The sequence below is a fragment of the Streptomyces sp. B8-7 genome, assembly GCF_058833805.1.
The window spans coordinates 733,755-747,947 of record NZ_JBYRRL010000004.1; the positions used below are offsets into that span (position 1 = coordinate 733,755).

Genomic DNA, 14,193 nt, shown 5'->3' on the forward strand with positions numbered 1-14,193 from the left:
ACACCCTTGGCTGTGCGGGGTATCGCCCGTGGGCTGGGGGTGTGCGATGGATAGCGTCACTGCGACGGTCAGCATCCGTCAGCAGCGTGGTGTTCTCGCGGAGGACCGGGACTGGAGTACGGCACCTGTCGACCTCCTGCAGTCGGCTCGTCCGTGGCGGACGTTTCGCTGGTACAAGGGCCAGAAGCACTACTCGGGCACCTACTGGTCGGCAACGATGCGCGATCACGTGATCTACGAGTCGCGCCTGGAACTGTCGCGCTTGCTCTTTGCTGACTTCGATCCGTCCGTACGCGGCATCGTGGCCCAGCCCTTCTTGCTGAAGACGGTGCTGGAGGGGAAGGTGCGTCGGCACATTCCGGACTATCTCCTGCTCACTGGGCAGGTGCCGGTGGTCGTCGACGTCAAGCCGCTGCACCGGTTGTCCAAGCCGGAGGTGGAGTTCACTTTCGGCTGGACCCGGCGGGCGGTGGAATCGCGGGGATGGAAGTACGAGGTCTGGAGCGAGCCTCCGGCCGTGGAGCTGGAGAACATCCGGTTCCTGGCGGGTTACCGCAGGGACTGGCTGTTCAGCCGTGAGGCTCTGGAAGAGCTCCGGGATGCGGATCTTGACGGGCTCCTTCTGGGGCAGGCCGCGGGCTGTCTGCCGGACCGTCCGGTGCCTCAAGTCCGTGCTGCTATGCACCATTTGCTCTGGACGCAGGTTCTAGTCACCGATCTCGACCGGCCGCTCAGTCCTTCGCACACCCTGAGGAGGGCGGCGTGAGCAGGGCTGCGGCACGAGTTGGAGTCGGTACGCGCTTCCGCTACGACGGGGAGTCCGTCGAGGTGGTGGAGATGGCTGCAACCACGGCGGGCAACGAAGTGGTCTTGAAGGATGGCCATGCGCGACTTCTGAGGCTGTCTCTCAAGGAACTGCTGTTCTCCGACCGCGCTGTGATCAGTCCTGACGGTCCGGGGCCGTCGGCGGATGACGAGGGTGAGATCGCCTCAGTGGTTCTCGGGCAGCTTGCCGAGGCGGAGAAGCGGAAGGTCCTGGAACGAGCTGAGCACGTTCGCGAGGTGCTGACGGGGTATCGGTCCGGCAGCCCCGAACTCGCACGCGACGGGGAACCTCGTTCCGAGTACTCGCCGGAGAGGCCGTTGGAGGCCAGATACGCGGCGAAGATCTCCGAACTCGGAGTGGGCTTGCGCACCTTGAAGCGGTGGATTGCCGAGTTCCGGGATCACGGAGAGGCTGGCCTCGCGCCCAAGAAGGGGCCGACTCGGAAGTCGCAGATCGCGGTCGATGACCGGTGGGTGGAGACCGCGGTGGAGGTGATGGTCGAGCACACCGATCAGTCGAGGCCGTCGCGGACGATGGTGATCGAGCGGACTCGGGCTCGGGTGATCGCGCGGTTCGGCGAGGGTGTGGTGCCGCAGCCGAGTCGGGCGACGGCATTTCGGCTGCTGGAGGAGCTGGAGCGACGACATCCGCTGTTCCGGCTGAGTACGAAGCGCAACCGGGATATCGCAGGTCGGCCGGAGGGTCAGTACGGCAAGCTGCGGCCGACACGGCCGGGCGAGTACCTGCTGATGGACTCCACCCGCCTGGACGTCTTCGCATTCGACCCGCTGACGCTCAAGTGGGTTCAGGCCGAATTGAGTGTCGGGATGGACTGGTACACCCGCTGCATCACGGGGATCCGGCTGACGCCGGTCTCGACGAAGGCGGTGGATGTCAGCGCGGTGCTCTTCCAGTCGTTTCGGCCGAGGCCGGCGGGGCGGGACTGGCCGCGACACGCGGTCTGGCCCGAGCACGGCATCCCCCGCACCGTCCTGGTCGACGTCGAGGGCGTCACCGGGCCGGGGCTCGCCTCGCCTCCTCTGGTCCCCGAGACGCTGGTCGTCGACCACGGCAAGGTTTACGTCTCGGAGCATCTGACCAGCGTCTGCCGCCGGATGGGCATCTCGATTCAGCCGGCGAGGCTACGAACGGGCCGCGACAAGGGCCCGGTGGAGCGCTATTTCCGGACCCTGCGGGAAGGACTGCTGCAGGTGCTGCCCGGCTACAAGGGGCCCGACATCCACTCGCGGGGCGAGAGTCCGGAGGACGACGCGTTCTTCTTCCTCGACGAGCTTGAGGCAATCATCTGGGAGTGGACCGCGGTGGTCTATCACTGCAGACCGCACTCGAGCCTGGTCGATCCGGGCCTGCCGGGGCTGCGGATGTCCCCGGCGAAGATGTTCGAGCACGGCATGGCCCGGGCGGGCTACATCGAAGCGCCCCGCGACCGGGACCTGGCCTTTGAGTTCCTGCAGACGAAGTGGCGCACGGTCCAGCACTACGGGGTCGAGATCGGCCGCCGCCGCTACAGCGGACCCGGCCTGCCCGAGCCGGGCGTCCGCAGCCCCTACGACAGTCCGGTCAAGAACGGCTGGCCGTTCCAAGTGGACCCCGACGACATCACCAAGATCTACTTCCGCAACCCCGACACCCGCGAATGGCACACCCTGACCTGGGAGCACGCACCGTCGGCCAAGATGCCACTGAGCGAGGACGCGTTGACATTCGCCCGGCAGCTGGCCGCCTCGAAGTATCGCTTCCCCGACGACCGGCTCGCTGTCGCCGATTTGCTTCAGCGGTGGAACCTCGGACTGGGCACCACGATCGCCGAGCGGCGCATGGCCCTGCGGCTCTCGCGCGAGCAGGCCGCCATCGAACTTCCGGAGAGTGAGGTGGAGATGGTCGTCTCGCTTCCGTCCGTACGCAAGGCCCTCGGTCAGGACGAGGAGACCACGGAACCGCAGGAACCCGATGTGGTGACGGAGACGGGGGATGACGACGAGGCCGATCTGGAGGACGTCGCCGAGGAGAACGACTTCTACGCCGATGCCTTGGAGGACGTGTGAGCACGGCCGTTCCGCTGGTCCTGGAGAACCTGGCTCTGTCCCGCAAGGAGGACTTCAGGGAGTTCGCTCGGACCCGGCGCCGGATTCAGCCCGAGACGTTGACGCGAACTGCGCTGAAGGCGCTCGGTGACGCCGCGAGGATCGAGTACGACCTGCTGCGTCGGCTATGGCATGCCAATATCGGGCCGATCAAAACCCCGCAACTGGCCCAACTGCACGAAGACTTGTGGGACATCGTCGACAGCAACCTGCAAGACGGCGACAAAGCCAAGGGCGCCGTGGCGATCGACGCCTTTCCCGGATTGGGCAAGACCACTTCGGTCCTGGCATTCGCCCGCGACTTCCACCGCCGCGAGATCGCGGAACAAGGGGAGTTCACGTCCGCCGGGGATGAACGCTGGCCCGTCTGCCGGGTGGGGTTGACGGGCAACACCGGGATGAAGGATCTGAACCGGGCCCTGCTGGAGTTCTTCGGGCATCCGGGACGGTTCCGGGGAACCACCGCGCAATTGGGCCAGCAGGCTCTCGACTGTGTGCTGTCCTGCGAGGTTCGTCTCCTCGTCCTCGACGACCTCCACTTCCTCAAGTGGGGCAATTCGACCGGGGTCGAGGTCAGCAACCACCTCAAGTGGATAGCCAACGAGTTCCCGGTGACCTTGGTGATGATCGGTGTCGGGCTCGCTGGCAAGGGACTGTTCAGCGAGGGAGGCGCCAGCGGCGACGCTGCTTTGGCCCAGACCGGGCGCCGCACCACCAGGCTGGGCATGCCGCCTTTCACGATCGACGACGAGCCGGGACGTCTTCAATGGCGGCAGATGCTGCTGACTCTCGAACAGCGTGTGGTCCTCGCCGACAAACACCCCGGGATGCTCGCCGACGATCTCTCGGACTACCTCTTCGCTCGCAGCACCGGCCACATCGGGTCGTTGATGACCTTGATCAACCGTGGGTGCCAGCGCGCGGTCCGCACCGGCACGGAACACCTCTCCCGCGCCCTTCTCGACGCGGTGAAGAACGACGAGGCATCCGAACACGCCCGACGCGAAATTGCCTTGGCCCTTGAGGCGAACCGGCTGACGAGCCGGCCTCGGCCCGCCCGCATGAGGAAGGCGTGATGACGCGGCTGAGGACACTGCCGCTGAGGCTGGAACCGCTGCCCGGCGAAGCCCTCGATTCCTGGCTCGAAGCGCTGGCGCACCGGCTGCACACCCCGCTAGGGAACCTCATGGCCGGGCTGGGCCTGCCCGCCCGAAAAGGCCGTCCCCTGCCGGCAGAGCGCGGGATCACCCTGCTGCCGCGGGAGGCCGCTGCCATCGCGTTCGCCACCGGCGTCAGCACGCGACAGGTCAACACAATGACGAACTCCCATTACCAGGGCACGGCGCTGATGATCGACACGGCGACCGGATTGGTGAACCGCTCGGCCCTTTGGGGCCGCGGCCGAGGATCGCGGTTCTGCCCCGACTGCCTCGCCGCGAACGGCGGACGCTGGGAACTGTGGTGGCGCCTGGGCTGGGCCTTCGCCTGCCCGCGGCACCGCAGAATGCTGGCCGACAACTGCCCCGCATGCGAACGCCCCCAACGACGAGAGCCGCCCTCGCGCTACCTCGTCCCGGAACCCGGCCGTTGCGGCAACCCACGGCCCGGTCAAGGCAACGGAAGGCGCGTCCGCTGCCTGGGCGACCTCACCGCAGCGCGCACACTTTTCCTCCCCGAGTCCCACCCGGCGCTGTCGGCTCAGCGCAGGCTCCTCGCCGCGATCGACGCGGACCGCGCGGACTTCGGCGTCTACGCGAACCATCTACAACCAGCGGCACGCCTGCTCGCGGACGTCCGCGCGCTCGGCGCCTGCACCCTCGATGTTCCGCCGGCCGAACTCGCCGACAGGCTGCCCGGAGACCTCGTCACCGCCCACCAGGACGCCACCCGGCGGGACGCACCGACCGCCCCGGGAAAGACCACCCGTCCCGGGTTCATGGCGCCCCCGCACGCGGCCAGCACCGCATTGGCGGTCACCGCCGCCCTGCACGTCCTCGCCCAACCCGACTTCGCCCGCGCGGGAGCCGCTATGCGGCCGCTCCTGGACGACCTGCGCGAAAATCGGTCGCAGATCAGCACGACGACTGTCGACGAATGGGGCCAGGACATCAGCCCGGTGCTTCAGTCCGTCCACTTGGCCGCCCTCGGCCCCTCGCTCAGACCCAGCTTCCAACTTCGCTACCGCACGGTGAACACAGTTCCGAGACGACCTGCCAACGGCGACGCCCTCTCCGGCTCCCGCGCGGCCCGCACTCCCTCCATGCTCTGGCGTTCCTGGGCCCTGCGGCTGAGCCCGGAACAGGCCATCCAACTCCCGGTTCTCCAATCAGTCCTGTCCGCGGCCCTTCTCTTGGTCGGCACCCACCTCGAACATCGCCAGGCCGCCCACGCACTCGGCTCGGCGACCGACGCGCTGACGATCTCCCGCGTCCTGCAAGTCATGCAGGACGACCCGTGCTGGCCCGCTGTCCATGTCGCACTGGACCGGCTTGCCGACCATCTCGACCATCACCCCGGACCCATTGACTACGCCCGCCGCCGACGGCTCCGCTACGACAGTCTGCTACCCGAGGGACAATGGCAGGCCATCGCCCGGTCTGCCGGAGTCACTCCGGGCCTCGGCCGGCGCGGGAAGGTGGCCCGCTGCATCCTGTTCCAACGCCTCAGCGGACTCCCCGTCCGTCTCGCGCCTGCCGTCGCGCGGGAGGACGACTACCAGTTCGGCATCGAGATAACCCGCTTTGCGAAAGTCCAGACACCCGAACTCGCCGCAGCACTGGACCAAGCCGGCCAGTCCTTCCTCACCGACAACGGCATCCACGAGCCGACCGATTGGGAACCCCCCGCCGACCTGCTCGTCGGCCTCAGCCTCCCCGGTCCGGACCCGCACGGAATCGACCTGCATCAACTCCACCGACTCGTTCGCGTCGACAACCTCTCACTGCGACGGGCAGCACGCGCCCTGGCCACCACCGCCGAAGCCGCCCACCACTGCTTGGACCAGCACCCGGCCCCCGGCCTGCCGCGTCGGCGCCGCAGCGACTACGGCACCGGCCGCGTCATGCACGCCGCTCGCGCCGTATTGCCCGACAAGACACTCAGGCACCTCTATGAGGTCGAACTCCAGTCGTTCAAGACCATCGCAGAGAGCACCGGATTCACCTTGAAGACCATCAGCCGACTCGCCCGCGAGTACGGCATCGCGGTCCGGCCTCCTCAAGGACGGCGTCGCACCAACATCGAACGGGCATGGCTGTTCGAGCAGTACGTGTCCCGCAAGCGTCCACTTCCCGAACTCGCCCGGGAGAAGGGCATCAGCGTCTCAGCCATGAACGTCTGGGCCCACCGTCACGGCATCCCCCTCCGCCCTCCAGGGGGCCCAAGCCACCGCACCTTCCTCCACCCCGGCGAGCGCAGTCGAACATGCATCTGACATTCGGACGCATGGCACCGCGAACGCCATCATGGTCCTGTGACAACGTGGATGCGCTGCTACTGGGATGAAGAAGACACCTGGTTCTACTTCGAAATCGACGCTGACGGCTGGGTGACCCGGCAGGTCGAACTCGAAGGGCCCGAGCTGACGCCGGTCGCAGCCGCCTCTCTCGCTGAGTGGCAGCGGGCCCAAGACGCCGGCCACCCGCATGAGTACGACAGCAGGTTCGGGATCACCGCCGAGCTGCCCGTCTCGGAATGGGAAGGCCACGACCCCGAACAACTCACCTTCGAGGAGTTCGAGGATGTCTGGGGCTCTGCCCGTCAGCAGATCGAATCCCGGCCCAGCTGACCTCTCGGCGCCGCACTGGCTTCTTGGCATCATCGCGACATGGCCCCGCCCCTTCCCCGCACCGTCCGAGCCGCCGACACCGCTCAGCTCCTGGACCTGGCCCAGGAGGCCGCCATGCATGGCTTCAGCCAGCGGCTCCCGGTCGACTGGCTCCGGGAGCACCTCGCCGCGGAGGCGACGCACTACCTGTTCCCGACGATCGTGCAGCGGCTTGCGCACCGTCCCGAGATGCCGCTGCAGTGGAGGTGCCAGCAACTGTTGACCGTCAACACCGGAGAGCAGATCTTGGGTCTGCTCGACGTCCTTCCCGGCACCTTCGACAAGATCCCGGAGACCCTGGACACAGCGTCCAAGAAAGACATCGTCGGCCGTATCGAGCGAGCAGTGTCCGTGCGTGAGTGGGTGGAACGGATGGGTGTCGAAGCAGGTTCGTGACGCCCCTGGCAGTGGTGCAGCCCGCTGGACAGTCTGAGGAAATGACACCGATCTGAGACAGCCGCCTGCCGACACGTCGTGAGACTGGAGGGAAGCCTCCAGGTCATAGCGTCGGCGCATGATACCGAAAGTGAGAACCTACAGCGGCAGCGTGGTTCACCGAACGCGGGGCGTTCCGGGGCGTCACACCCGCCGCGCGGCGGTTCGTCCCGCGGTTCTCGCGTGGGCGGGCCGCCCGGCGGGGCGGGGGCCGCGGGGGCGTGTGGCGGCGGCACCGCCCGGGTCAGTCCGCCGGGGAGAGTTCCGCCCATCGGGTGATTCCACCGGGACGGCGGGACGTGCCGTGACGCCTGGCGACGGCGGCGACGATGCCGGTCCCGCGACCGTGTTCGGCCTGCTCCGCCTGCTCCGCGTGGGCGGCGGGCCGCGGACCGGGGGACGGGCGCGGCCGGTGTACCGGCCCGGCGTCCGTGACCTCGACGAGGAGGGCCCGCCGGCCGCCGCTCCCGGACAGGGACAGCCGCAGCACGGCAGGGGGCCGTGCGTGGGCGATCGCGTTGGTGATGAGCTCGGAGATCACCAGGAGGGCGTCGTCGGCTGTCCCCGTGGGCAGGGCCCAGCGGGACAGGACCGCGCGTGCGCGGCGGCGTACGGCGAAGACGCCCTCCGGGATGTGCGGAACCGGGCAGACGTGTTCGGCCCGCGGGGGCGGGTCCACGCCGGTGTCGGACGTGGGCAGGGCCAGGGTGGTCATCTCGGCCACCTCCACTCGTCTCGGATCTTCATGGCGGAGTCGGCGGCTCGTCCGGAGCGGTGGCGTGGCAGCGGGTCACTCGGCGGTGGCGAGAATGCCGGCCAGCGCGGTGACGGCCTGTTCCGCGTCGGGGCCTTCGGCGCGGACCGTCACGGTGCTTCCGGCCGTGGCGCCCAGGCCCATCACGGCGAGGACACCGGTCGGATTGACCGTGCGGCCGGCGTGTTCCAGCTGTATGGCGCTGGTGAACCCGGCTGCAGCGCGGGCGAGTCGACCCGCAGGGCGGGCGTGCAGATGGGCGGGCAGGACGACGGCCGTCTCACGGGGGGAGGCGGTCGTGGCGCTCGTGGCACCCGTGGCGGTGGAGTCAGAGCTTGCGGACATGGCGGGCCTCCATGGCGGCGTCGGCGACGGTCTTCAGGTCGGCGCCGGACGCGGCGGTGACGACGGCCGCGACGGCTCCTTCGACGAAGGGGGCGTCGACGATCAGGACGTCCGGGCGGGGGTGGTCTTCCAACACGGTGCGGGCGGTCAGGACGGAGCTGCCGAGGTCGGGCAGGAGGACGACGCCCGCGCCGCGGTCGACGCTGCGCAGGGCGTCGAGGACGAGGTCGTAGCTGGTGCCGATGCGGCCGTCGTCGGTGCCTCCGGCGGTGGCGAGGGGAACCGTGTCGGAGCCGATCTGCTCCACCAGCAGGCGAAGGCCTGCGGCGAGCTCCGCGCTGTGGGACACGAGTACGATGCCGACAGATGTGCTCATGAACAGTTATCGTAAATCTCGGAACGTCGTTCAGCAATAGCGAACCAAGGAGAACTTTCGATGGTGCAGGCGGTGCAACGGGCGGTGCAGATCCTGCGGGAGCTCGCGTCCACCGGTCCCCGGCTCGGAGTGACCGAGCTGGCAGACCGCCTGGGCGTGGCCAAGCCGACCGTTCACGCGCTGCTGCGCACGCTGGAGGCCGAGGGGCTGGTGGTGCAGGACCGGGACAGCTCGAAGTACCAGCTCGGACCCGACCTGGTGCAGCTGGGCAACGCCTACCTGGACACCCAGGAGCTGCGGACCCGGTCGCTGACCTGGGCGGACCAGCTCGCGAACCGGGCGAACGAGGCGGTCTGGGTGGCCGTGCTCACCGGCGACCACGTCCTGGTGGTGCACCATGCGTTCCGTCCCGAGGGGGCTGTGCAGATCCTCGAGGTGGGCGCCAGCATCCCGTGGAGCACCTGCGCCCTGGGCAAGGCCGTCGTGGCCTTCCTCCCGTCCGGCGAGCGTGAGCGGCTCCTCGCGGGCGAACCGGCGGTGCTCACCGGCGCCAGCATCACCGACCCCCAGGAGCTGGCCGGCCAGCTGAAGGAGGTCCACAGGACGGGATACGCGGTCGAGGACCAGGAGTCCGCCATCGGGGACGCGGGGATCGCCTCTCCCGTCTTCGACCGCTCCGGCGAGGTGGTCGGCGCCCTCGGCATCGTCGGCCCCGTCGAGCGGCTGCTCGCCGAATCCGCACGTCAGGAGCTTGCGGTCGCGGTCCGGGAGACCGCCCGGAACCTTTCCCGCGACCTGGGCGCCCCCCGTGGAGCGGCCGCGCGCAGCGCGATGACCTGATCCGGCCCGCGGTCCGGCCGCGGTCGTCCGCACCCGTCCCGCCCGTCGGCCCCGGCCCCTCGGCACCTGCCGAGGGGCCTTTCCCGTGCCGCCGGAGTGCGAGGGCTGCCGAACCTCTTGACAGGCCGGAAACGTGGAGTTAATTTCCGGAACAACGTTCATCCATAGTGAACGCTCTGCAGTCGGAGATATCAAGCCGCCGACTTTCCCCTGAGCGGCCGCCAGGTTGCCCGACCCCGACCACCTGGCGGCCACCTCCCTTCACAGCCCGCTCCACGCGGAGGAGGTGAGACGCCCGAGCCGTCGCTCGGCGCCGGGCGCCTTCCATGGAAGAAAACACCTACCCACAGAAGCTCGTCGCCGAGATGCTGGGCACCTCGGTGCTGGTGTTCATCGGCGTCGGCTCGGTCCCCGCCGCGCTCATCGTCGGCGGCGACGCCCCGTTCACCATGGCGCAACTGGGCATGATCTCGCTGGCGTTCGCCACCGCCGTCATCGCCATGGTCTACGCGATCGGCCATGTCTCCGGCTGCCAGATCAACCCGGCCATCACCCTGGCGCTGGCCGCGACGAGGAAGATGCCCTGGCGAGACGTACCCGGCTACATCGCGGCCCAGGTGGCCGGGGCGGTCCTCGGAGCGCTCGCGATCGTCGGCGTGCTGGGGAAGAAGGCGGTCGACGTCGGTCTCGGCATCGCCGCCTACGGCCCCGGAGTCGGCCCCGGCCAGGCGTTCTTCGCCGAAGCCGTGGGCACCTTCATCCTCGCCTTCATCGTCTTCGGCGCCATCGACCGCCGCGCGGCCGGCGGCTTCGCCGGACTGGCGATCGGGCTCGGCGTGTTCGCGATCATCATCCCGGTGGCGCCCGCCACCGCGGCGTCGATCAACCCGGCCAGGACGCTGGGCCCGATGATCACCGGCGAGCTCTTCGGCGGCACGGTCCACTGGGGACAACTGCCCGTCTACCTGGCCGCCGAAGTCGTCGGCGCGGTTGCCGCCGGTCTCCTCTACGTCGCCCTGAACACCCGCCGCGCCGTCACCGCCGTCACCGAGACAGCGACCAGGCCGGTCGCAGCCACTGAAGGAGCCCTGTCGTGAAGAAGCTGATCAACGCCCCCGAAGCGGTGCTGACCGAGGCGCTGGCCGGGATCGCCGCAGCCCACCCCGGCCTGAGGGTCGACGCTGAGAACAAGGTGATCGCCCGCGCCGCACAGACCAGACCGGGCAAGGTCGCCCTCGTCTCCGGCGGTGGTTCGGGGCACGAGCCGCTGCACGGCGGCTTCGTGGGCCGGGGCATGCTGGACGCCGCCTGCCCCGGCGAGGTGTTCACCTCTCCCGTCCCCGGCCAGATGCTGGCGGCGGCCCAGGCCGTCGACGGCGGCGCGGGCGTGCTGTTCATCGTGAAGAACTACACCGGCGACGTCCTCAACTTCCAGATGGCCGCCGAACTGGCCGCCGAGGAGGGCATCACGGTGGAGACCGTCCTGGTCGACGACGACGTGGCCGTCCAGGACTCCACCTGGACCGCGGGGCGCCGCGGCACCGGCGCCACCGTCTTCGTCGAGAAGATCGCCGGAGCCCTCGCCGAGCAGGGCGGCAGCCTCACCGAGGTCGCCGACATGGGCAAGCGGGTCAACTCCGCTTCCCGGTCCTTCGCCGTCGCGCTGACCGCCTGCACCACGCCCGCCTCCGGCAAGCCCGGCTTCGACCTGCCCGAGGACGAGATGGAGGTCGGCGTGGGCATCCACGGGGAGCCCGGCCGGCGCCGCGAGAAGCTCCGTCCGGCCAGGGACATCGCGGCCGTGGCCCTGGACGCGATCCTCGCCGACCAGCCCCTCGACGCCGGGGACGAGACCGTCGTCATGGTCAACGGCCTGGGCGGCACCCCGCTCATCGAGCTGTACGTGGTCTTCAGCGAGGTCGCCGCCGCCCTCGCGGACAAGGGCGTGACCGTCGCCCGCAGCCTCGTCGGCAACTACGTGACCAGCCTGGACATGGCGGGTGTTTCCCTCACCGTGTGCAGGGCCGATGCCGACATGCTGTCTCTGTGGGACGCGCCTGTGAACACCTCGGCCCTGCGCTGGGGCATCTGAACCGAGCCGGGGGCGGGCCACGTGCGACGCCAGGGCCGGGCCGGGTCCTTCCCGCTGTCCGCCCGCCCGGACCGCACCCTCCGCGTCCGCCCCGCCCCCGGCTCACCCCACCGCCTGCCAGCCCCGTACCGACCATGAACGGAGACCCCGTGGACACCGACCTCGCCCGCACCTGGGTGCAGGCCATCGCAGCCGCCGTGGACCAGCACAAGGACCACCTCACCCAGCTCGACTCGGCCATCGGCGACGCCGACCACGGCACCAACATGCACCGCGGCTTCTCCGCCGCCGTCACGGCCCTGGCCGACTACCGCCCGGACACCGTCGGGGCCGTACTCGTCAAGACCGGCACCACCCTCATCTCCACCGTCGGCGGCGCCTCCGGACCGCTCTACGGCGGCGCCTTCCGCGCCATCGGCAAGGCCCTGGACACGTCCACCGCCGACACACAGCAGATCGCCGCCGCGCTGGCGGCGGGCCTCGCGAGCATCCAGAAGCTCGGTGCGGCCGCACCCGGCGACAAGACCATGATCGATGCCTACGCTCCCGCACTGGCCGCCTTCCGGCAACGGGCCGATGCCGGGGACGACTCGGCCGCGGCGGCCGTGGCCGCCGCCGACGCCGCCGAAGAGGGCATGCGCGCCACCACCCCGATGCAGGCCCGCAAGGGCCGCGCCTCCTACCTCGGCGCCCGCAGCATCGGCCACCAGGACCCGGGCGCCACCTCCACCGCCCTCGTCTTCCGTGCCCTCGCCGAGACACTCGGGGACCTCGCCGAGACACTGGGGACCCGATGACCGGCCGCCACATCTACACCGGGCGCGCTGCCGCACCCGGCACCGCCCTCGGCGTCGTCCACCGCACCGACCGGCCCCCGGCCAGAGCGGTGCTGCCGCACCGCACCGGCGGGGACCCCGCGCAGCAGATCACCGAGGCCTTCGACACCGTCGCCGCCCGCCTGCTCGACCTGTCCGCCTCGCTGCGCGAGCAGGGCAAGGACGAACAGGCCGACATCCTGGAAGTCAACAGCTACATCGCGCAGGACCAGGATCTGCGCGACCAGGTCCTCAAGAGGGCGGACGACGGCCGGCCGGTGCCCGTCGCCGTCCGCCAGGCCATCGACGCCTACGCCGGAACCATCGCCGCCCTGGACGACCCCACCCTCGCCGAACGCGCCGCGGACGTCCGGCAGGTCGGCCGCCGCGTCCTTGCGCACCTCCACGGCGGGACCGGCCCCGCCCCCGACCAGCCCCTCGTCCTGGTCGCCCACGAGATCGGCGCCGCCGACCTGCTGGAACCCGGACTGACCGTGACAGCCGCCATCTCCGTGACGGGCGGCCCGAACTCCCACGCCGCGATCGTCGCCCGCTCGCTGGGCGTCCCGTTCCTGCTGGGCGTCGACCCCCAGCTGCTGGAACTGTCGGACGGGCAGGAGATCCTGCTCGACGCGGACCAGGCCGCCGCGGTGGCCCGCCCCGACGACGGGGAACGCGCCAGGGCCCTGCACGCGATGGAAGCCGCCCGAGCGCGCCGGCTCGCCCTCGCCGAAGAGCGTCACCTGCCCGCCGAGACACTCGACCGGCACCGCGTCGTGCTGCGGGCCAACGTGGCCACGCCCGCCGAGGCCCGGGCGGCCATGACCACCGGCGCGGAAGGCGTGGGTCTGCTCCGCACCGAGCTGCCCTTCCTCAACCATCCCGCCTGGCCGACCCGCGCACAGCACGCGGCCACGCTCGTCCCCGTCCTGCGCGCTCTCACCGGTCAGGTCGTCACGGCCCGCACGCTCGACTTCGCCGACGACAAGCTGCCGCCGTTCCTCTCCCGCGTCCAGGGTGCGCGGATCGGGCGCGGCCTCCCTCTCATGCTCGCCCAACCGGACGCCTTCGCGGACCAGTTCCGCAGCCTGCTCGGCTCCGGAGCCGACACCGACCTGCGCATCATGATCCCCATGGTCGCGAGCGTCGACGAACTGCGTGCCTGCCGCCGCCTCCTGGAGGCGGCGGCCACCGAGGCCGGCGTACCGGTGCCACCCCTGGGCATCATGGTGGAACTCCCGGAAGCGGTCGCCGCGGCCGACGACCTCGCCCGCGAAGCCTCCTTCCTCTCCATCGGCAGCAACGACCTCACCTGCCAGATACTCGGCCTGGACCGGCGCGACCCCGCCGCCACCCCCGCCATGGCGGCACACCCCGCCGTGCTCGACGCCATCTCACGCGTCGTCACCGCGGCCCACCGCCACGGCCGCCAGGTCTCGGTCTGCGGTGATGCCGCCGCACACCCCCTCGTGACCCCCCTCCTCATCGGCCTCGGCTGCGACAGCCTCTCGGTCGGCCCCGCCGCCCTCGACGAGGTCCGCGCACGCATCCGCCGGCTGCACCACGCCACCTGCGCCTCCCTGGCCGCCGTCGCCCGCACCCGCGGAACGCCCGAAGAGGTCTGGCGGCTCGTCGAGCAGTGCTGCCGGCCCTCACTGCCCTGAGGGGAAGGGGCCGTACCTGGAAGAAGCCCGCCGATTCGCCCGATGCAGTGCCTGCCGGTGCCCTCGCCGGGGTGGAACGCCGGGGTGGAACGCCGCCCCTCCCTCACCGCCGGCC

General features: G+C 70.2%; 14 protein-coding genes. 11 read left to right on the forward strand and 3 right to left on the reverse strand.

Annotated features, from left to right (window positions below):
• The first annotated feature begins 46 nt into the window (after window positions 1-46).
• From AC5K6T_RS23190 to AC5K6T_RS23215, 6 genes are read left to right on the forward strand one after another with little or no spacing between them, the layout of a single operon-like run.
• A complete protein-coding gene (locus AC5K6T_RS23190; RefSeq protein WP_493211837.1) occupies window positions 47-766 on the forward strand; it encodes a TnsA-like heteromeric transposase endonuclease subunit in 720 nt (239 codons plus the stop codon).
• Window positions 763-2,892: a TnsB C-terminal domain-containing protein gene (locus AC5K6T_RS23195; RefSeq protein ID WP_493211839.1), complete on the forward strand. Its 2,130-nt coding sequence runs from the start codon at window positions 763-765 to the stop codon at window positions 2,890-2,892. The genes AC5K6T_RS23190 and AC5K6T_RS23195 overlap by 4 nt, the downstream gene beginning before the upstream one ends.
• Window positions 2,889-4,007 carry an AAA family ATPase gene (locus tag AC5K6T_RS23200; protein WP_493211840.1) on the forward strand — a complete coding sequence of 373 codons (1,119 nt, stop codon included), beginning with the start codon at window positions 2,889-2,891 and terminating at the stop codon, window positions 4,005-4,007. The genes AC5K6T_RS23195 and AC5K6T_RS23200 overlap by 4 nt, the downstream gene beginning before the upstream one ends.
• Window positions 4,007-6,364: a TniQ family protein gene (locus AC5K6T_RS23205; RefSeq protein ID WP_493211842.1), complete on the forward strand. Its 2,358-nt coding sequence runs from the start codon at window positions 4,007-4,009 to the stop codon at window positions 6,362-6,364. The genes AC5K6T_RS23200 and AC5K6T_RS23205 overlap by 1 nt, the downstream gene beginning before the upstream one ends.
• Window positions 6,365-6,403: 39 nt before the next feature.
• Window positions 6,404-6,718: a hypothetical protein gene (locus AC5K6T_RS23210; protein WP_493211844.1), complete on the forward strand. Its 315-nt coding sequence runs from the start codon at window positions 6,404-6,406 to the stop codon at window positions 6,716-6,718.
• Window positions 6,719-6,757: 39 nt separating this feature from the next.
• Window positions 6,758-7,153 (forward strand): hypothetical protein, encoded by a 396-nt coding sequence (locus AC5K6T_RS23215; RefSeq protein ID WP_493211846.1) that lies wholly within the window; start codon window positions 6,758-6,760, stop codon window positions 7,151-7,153.
• 283 nt (window positions 7,154-7,436) lie between these two features.
• Here the strand turns inward: AC5K6T_RS23215 and AC5K6T_RS23220 are convergent, their stop codons facing one another.
• The 3 genes from AC5K6T_RS23220 to dhaM all read right to left on the reverse strand — a co-directional run bounded on the left by AC5K6T_RS23220 (window position 7,437) and on the right by dhaM (window position 8,667).
• Complete coding sequence (locus tag AC5K6T_RS23220) at window positions 7,437-7,907, reverse strand: ATP-binding protein (RefSeq protein ID WP_493211847.1); 471 nt, start codon at window positions 7,905-7,907, stop codon at window positions 7,437-7,439.
• A gap of 75 nt (window positions 7,908-7,982) precedes the next feature.
• The gene (locus tag AC5K6T_RS23225) at window positions 7,983-8,291 is read right to left on the reverse strand and encodes an HPr family phosphocarrier protein (protein ID WP_493211849.1); all 309 of its coding nucleotides are present in this window, start codon (window positions 8,289-8,291) and stop codon (window positions 7,983-7,985) included.
• Window positions 8,275-8,667, reverse strand: a complete 393-nt coding sequence (gene dhaM / locus AC5K6T_RS23230) for a dihydroxyacetone kinase phosphoryl donor subunit DhaM (RefSeq protein WP_493211851.1) — start codon at window positions 8,665-8,667, stop codon at window positions 8,275-8,277. The genes AC5K6T_RS23225 and dhaM overlap by 17 nt, the downstream gene beginning before the upstream one ends.
• A 60-nt stretch (window positions 8,668-8,727) precedes the next feature.
• Here dhaM and AC5K6T_RS23235 point away from each other — a divergent pair, with 60 nt between their 5' ends.
• The 5 genes from AC5K6T_RS23235 (at window position 8,728) to AC5K6T_RS23255 (ending at window position 14,078) form a co-directional block, all read left to right on the forward strand.
• Window positions 8,728-9,507, forward strand: a complete 780-nt coding sequence (locus AC5K6T_RS23235; RefSeq protein ID WP_493211852.1) for an IclR family transcriptional regulator — start codon at window positions 8,728-8,730, stop codon at window positions 9,505-9,507.
• A 326-nt stretch (window positions 9,508-9,833) separates the two neighbouring features.
• Window positions 9,834-10,604, forward strand: coding sequence for an MIP/aquaporin family protein (locus AC5K6T_RS23240; RefSeq protein WP_493211854.1), 771 nt, complete (start codon window positions 9,834-9,836; stop codon window positions 10,602-10,604).
• Window positions 10,601-11,599 (forward strand): dihydroxyacetone kinase subunit DhaK, encoded by a 999-nt coding sequence (dhaK, locus tag AC5K6T_RS23245; protein WP_493211856.1) that lies wholly within the window; start codon window positions 10,601-10,603, stop codon window positions 11,597-11,599. The genes AC5K6T_RS23240 and dhaK overlap by 4 nt, the downstream gene beginning before the upstream one ends.
• Window positions 11,600-11,733: 134 nt before the next feature.
• A complete protein-coding gene (gene dhaL, locus AC5K6T_RS23250; protein WP_493211857.1) occupies window positions 11,734-12,396 on the forward strand; it encodes a dihydroxyacetone kinase subunit DhaL in 663 nt (220 codons plus the stop codon).
• Entirely contained in the window at window positions 12,393-14,078 is a 1,686-nt protein-coding gene (locus AC5K6T_RS23255) for a phosphoenolpyruvate--protein phosphotransferase (RefSeq protein ID WP_493211859.1), read from the forward strand. The genes dhaL and AC5K6T_RS23255 overlap by 4 nt, the downstream gene beginning before the upstream one ends.
• The last annotated feature ends 115 nt before the right edge of the window (window positions 14,079-14,193 follow it).

Coding starts and splice junctions, on each gene's coding strand:
- AC5K6T_RS23235 (WP_493211852.1), top strand. CDS start 8,728: ATGGTGCAGGCGGTGCAACGGGCGGTGCAGATCCTGCGGGAGCTCGCG.
- AC5K6T_RS23190 (WP_493211837.1), top strand. CDS start 47: ATGGATAGCGTCACTGCGACGGTCAGCATCCGTCAGCAGCGTGGTGTT.
- AC5K6T_RS23205 (WP_493211842.1), top strand. CDS start 4,007: ATGACGCGGCTGAGGACACTGCCGCTGAGGCTGGAACCGCTGCCCGGC.
- AC5K6T_RS23225 (WP_493211849.1), bottom strand. CDS start 8,291: ATGTCCGCAAGCTCTGACTCCACCGCCACGGGTGCCACGAGCGCCACG.
- AC5K6T_RS23255 (WP_493211859.1), top strand. CDS start 12,393: ATGACCGGCCGCCACATCTACACCGGGCGCGCTGCCGCACCCGGCACC.
- dhaM (WP_493211851.1), bottom strand. CDS start 8,667: ATGAGCACATCTGTCGGCATCGTACTCGTGTCCCACAGCGCGGAGCTC.
- AC5K6T_RS23240 (WP_493211854.1), top strand. CDS start 9,834: ATGGAAGAAAACACCTACCCACAGAAGCTCGTCGCCGAGATGCTGGGC.
- AC5K6T_RS23215 (WP_493211846.1), top strand. CDS start 6,758: ATGGCCCCGCCCCTTCCCCGCACCGTCCGAGCCGCCGACACCGCTCAG.
- dhaL (WP_493211857.1), top strand. CDS start 11,734: ATGAACGGAGACCCCGTGGACACCGACCTCGCCCGCACCTGGGTGCAG.
- AC5K6T_RS23220 (WP_493211847.1), bottom strand. CDS start 7,907: ATGACCACCCTGGCCCTGCCCACGTCCGACACCGGCGTGGACCCGCCC.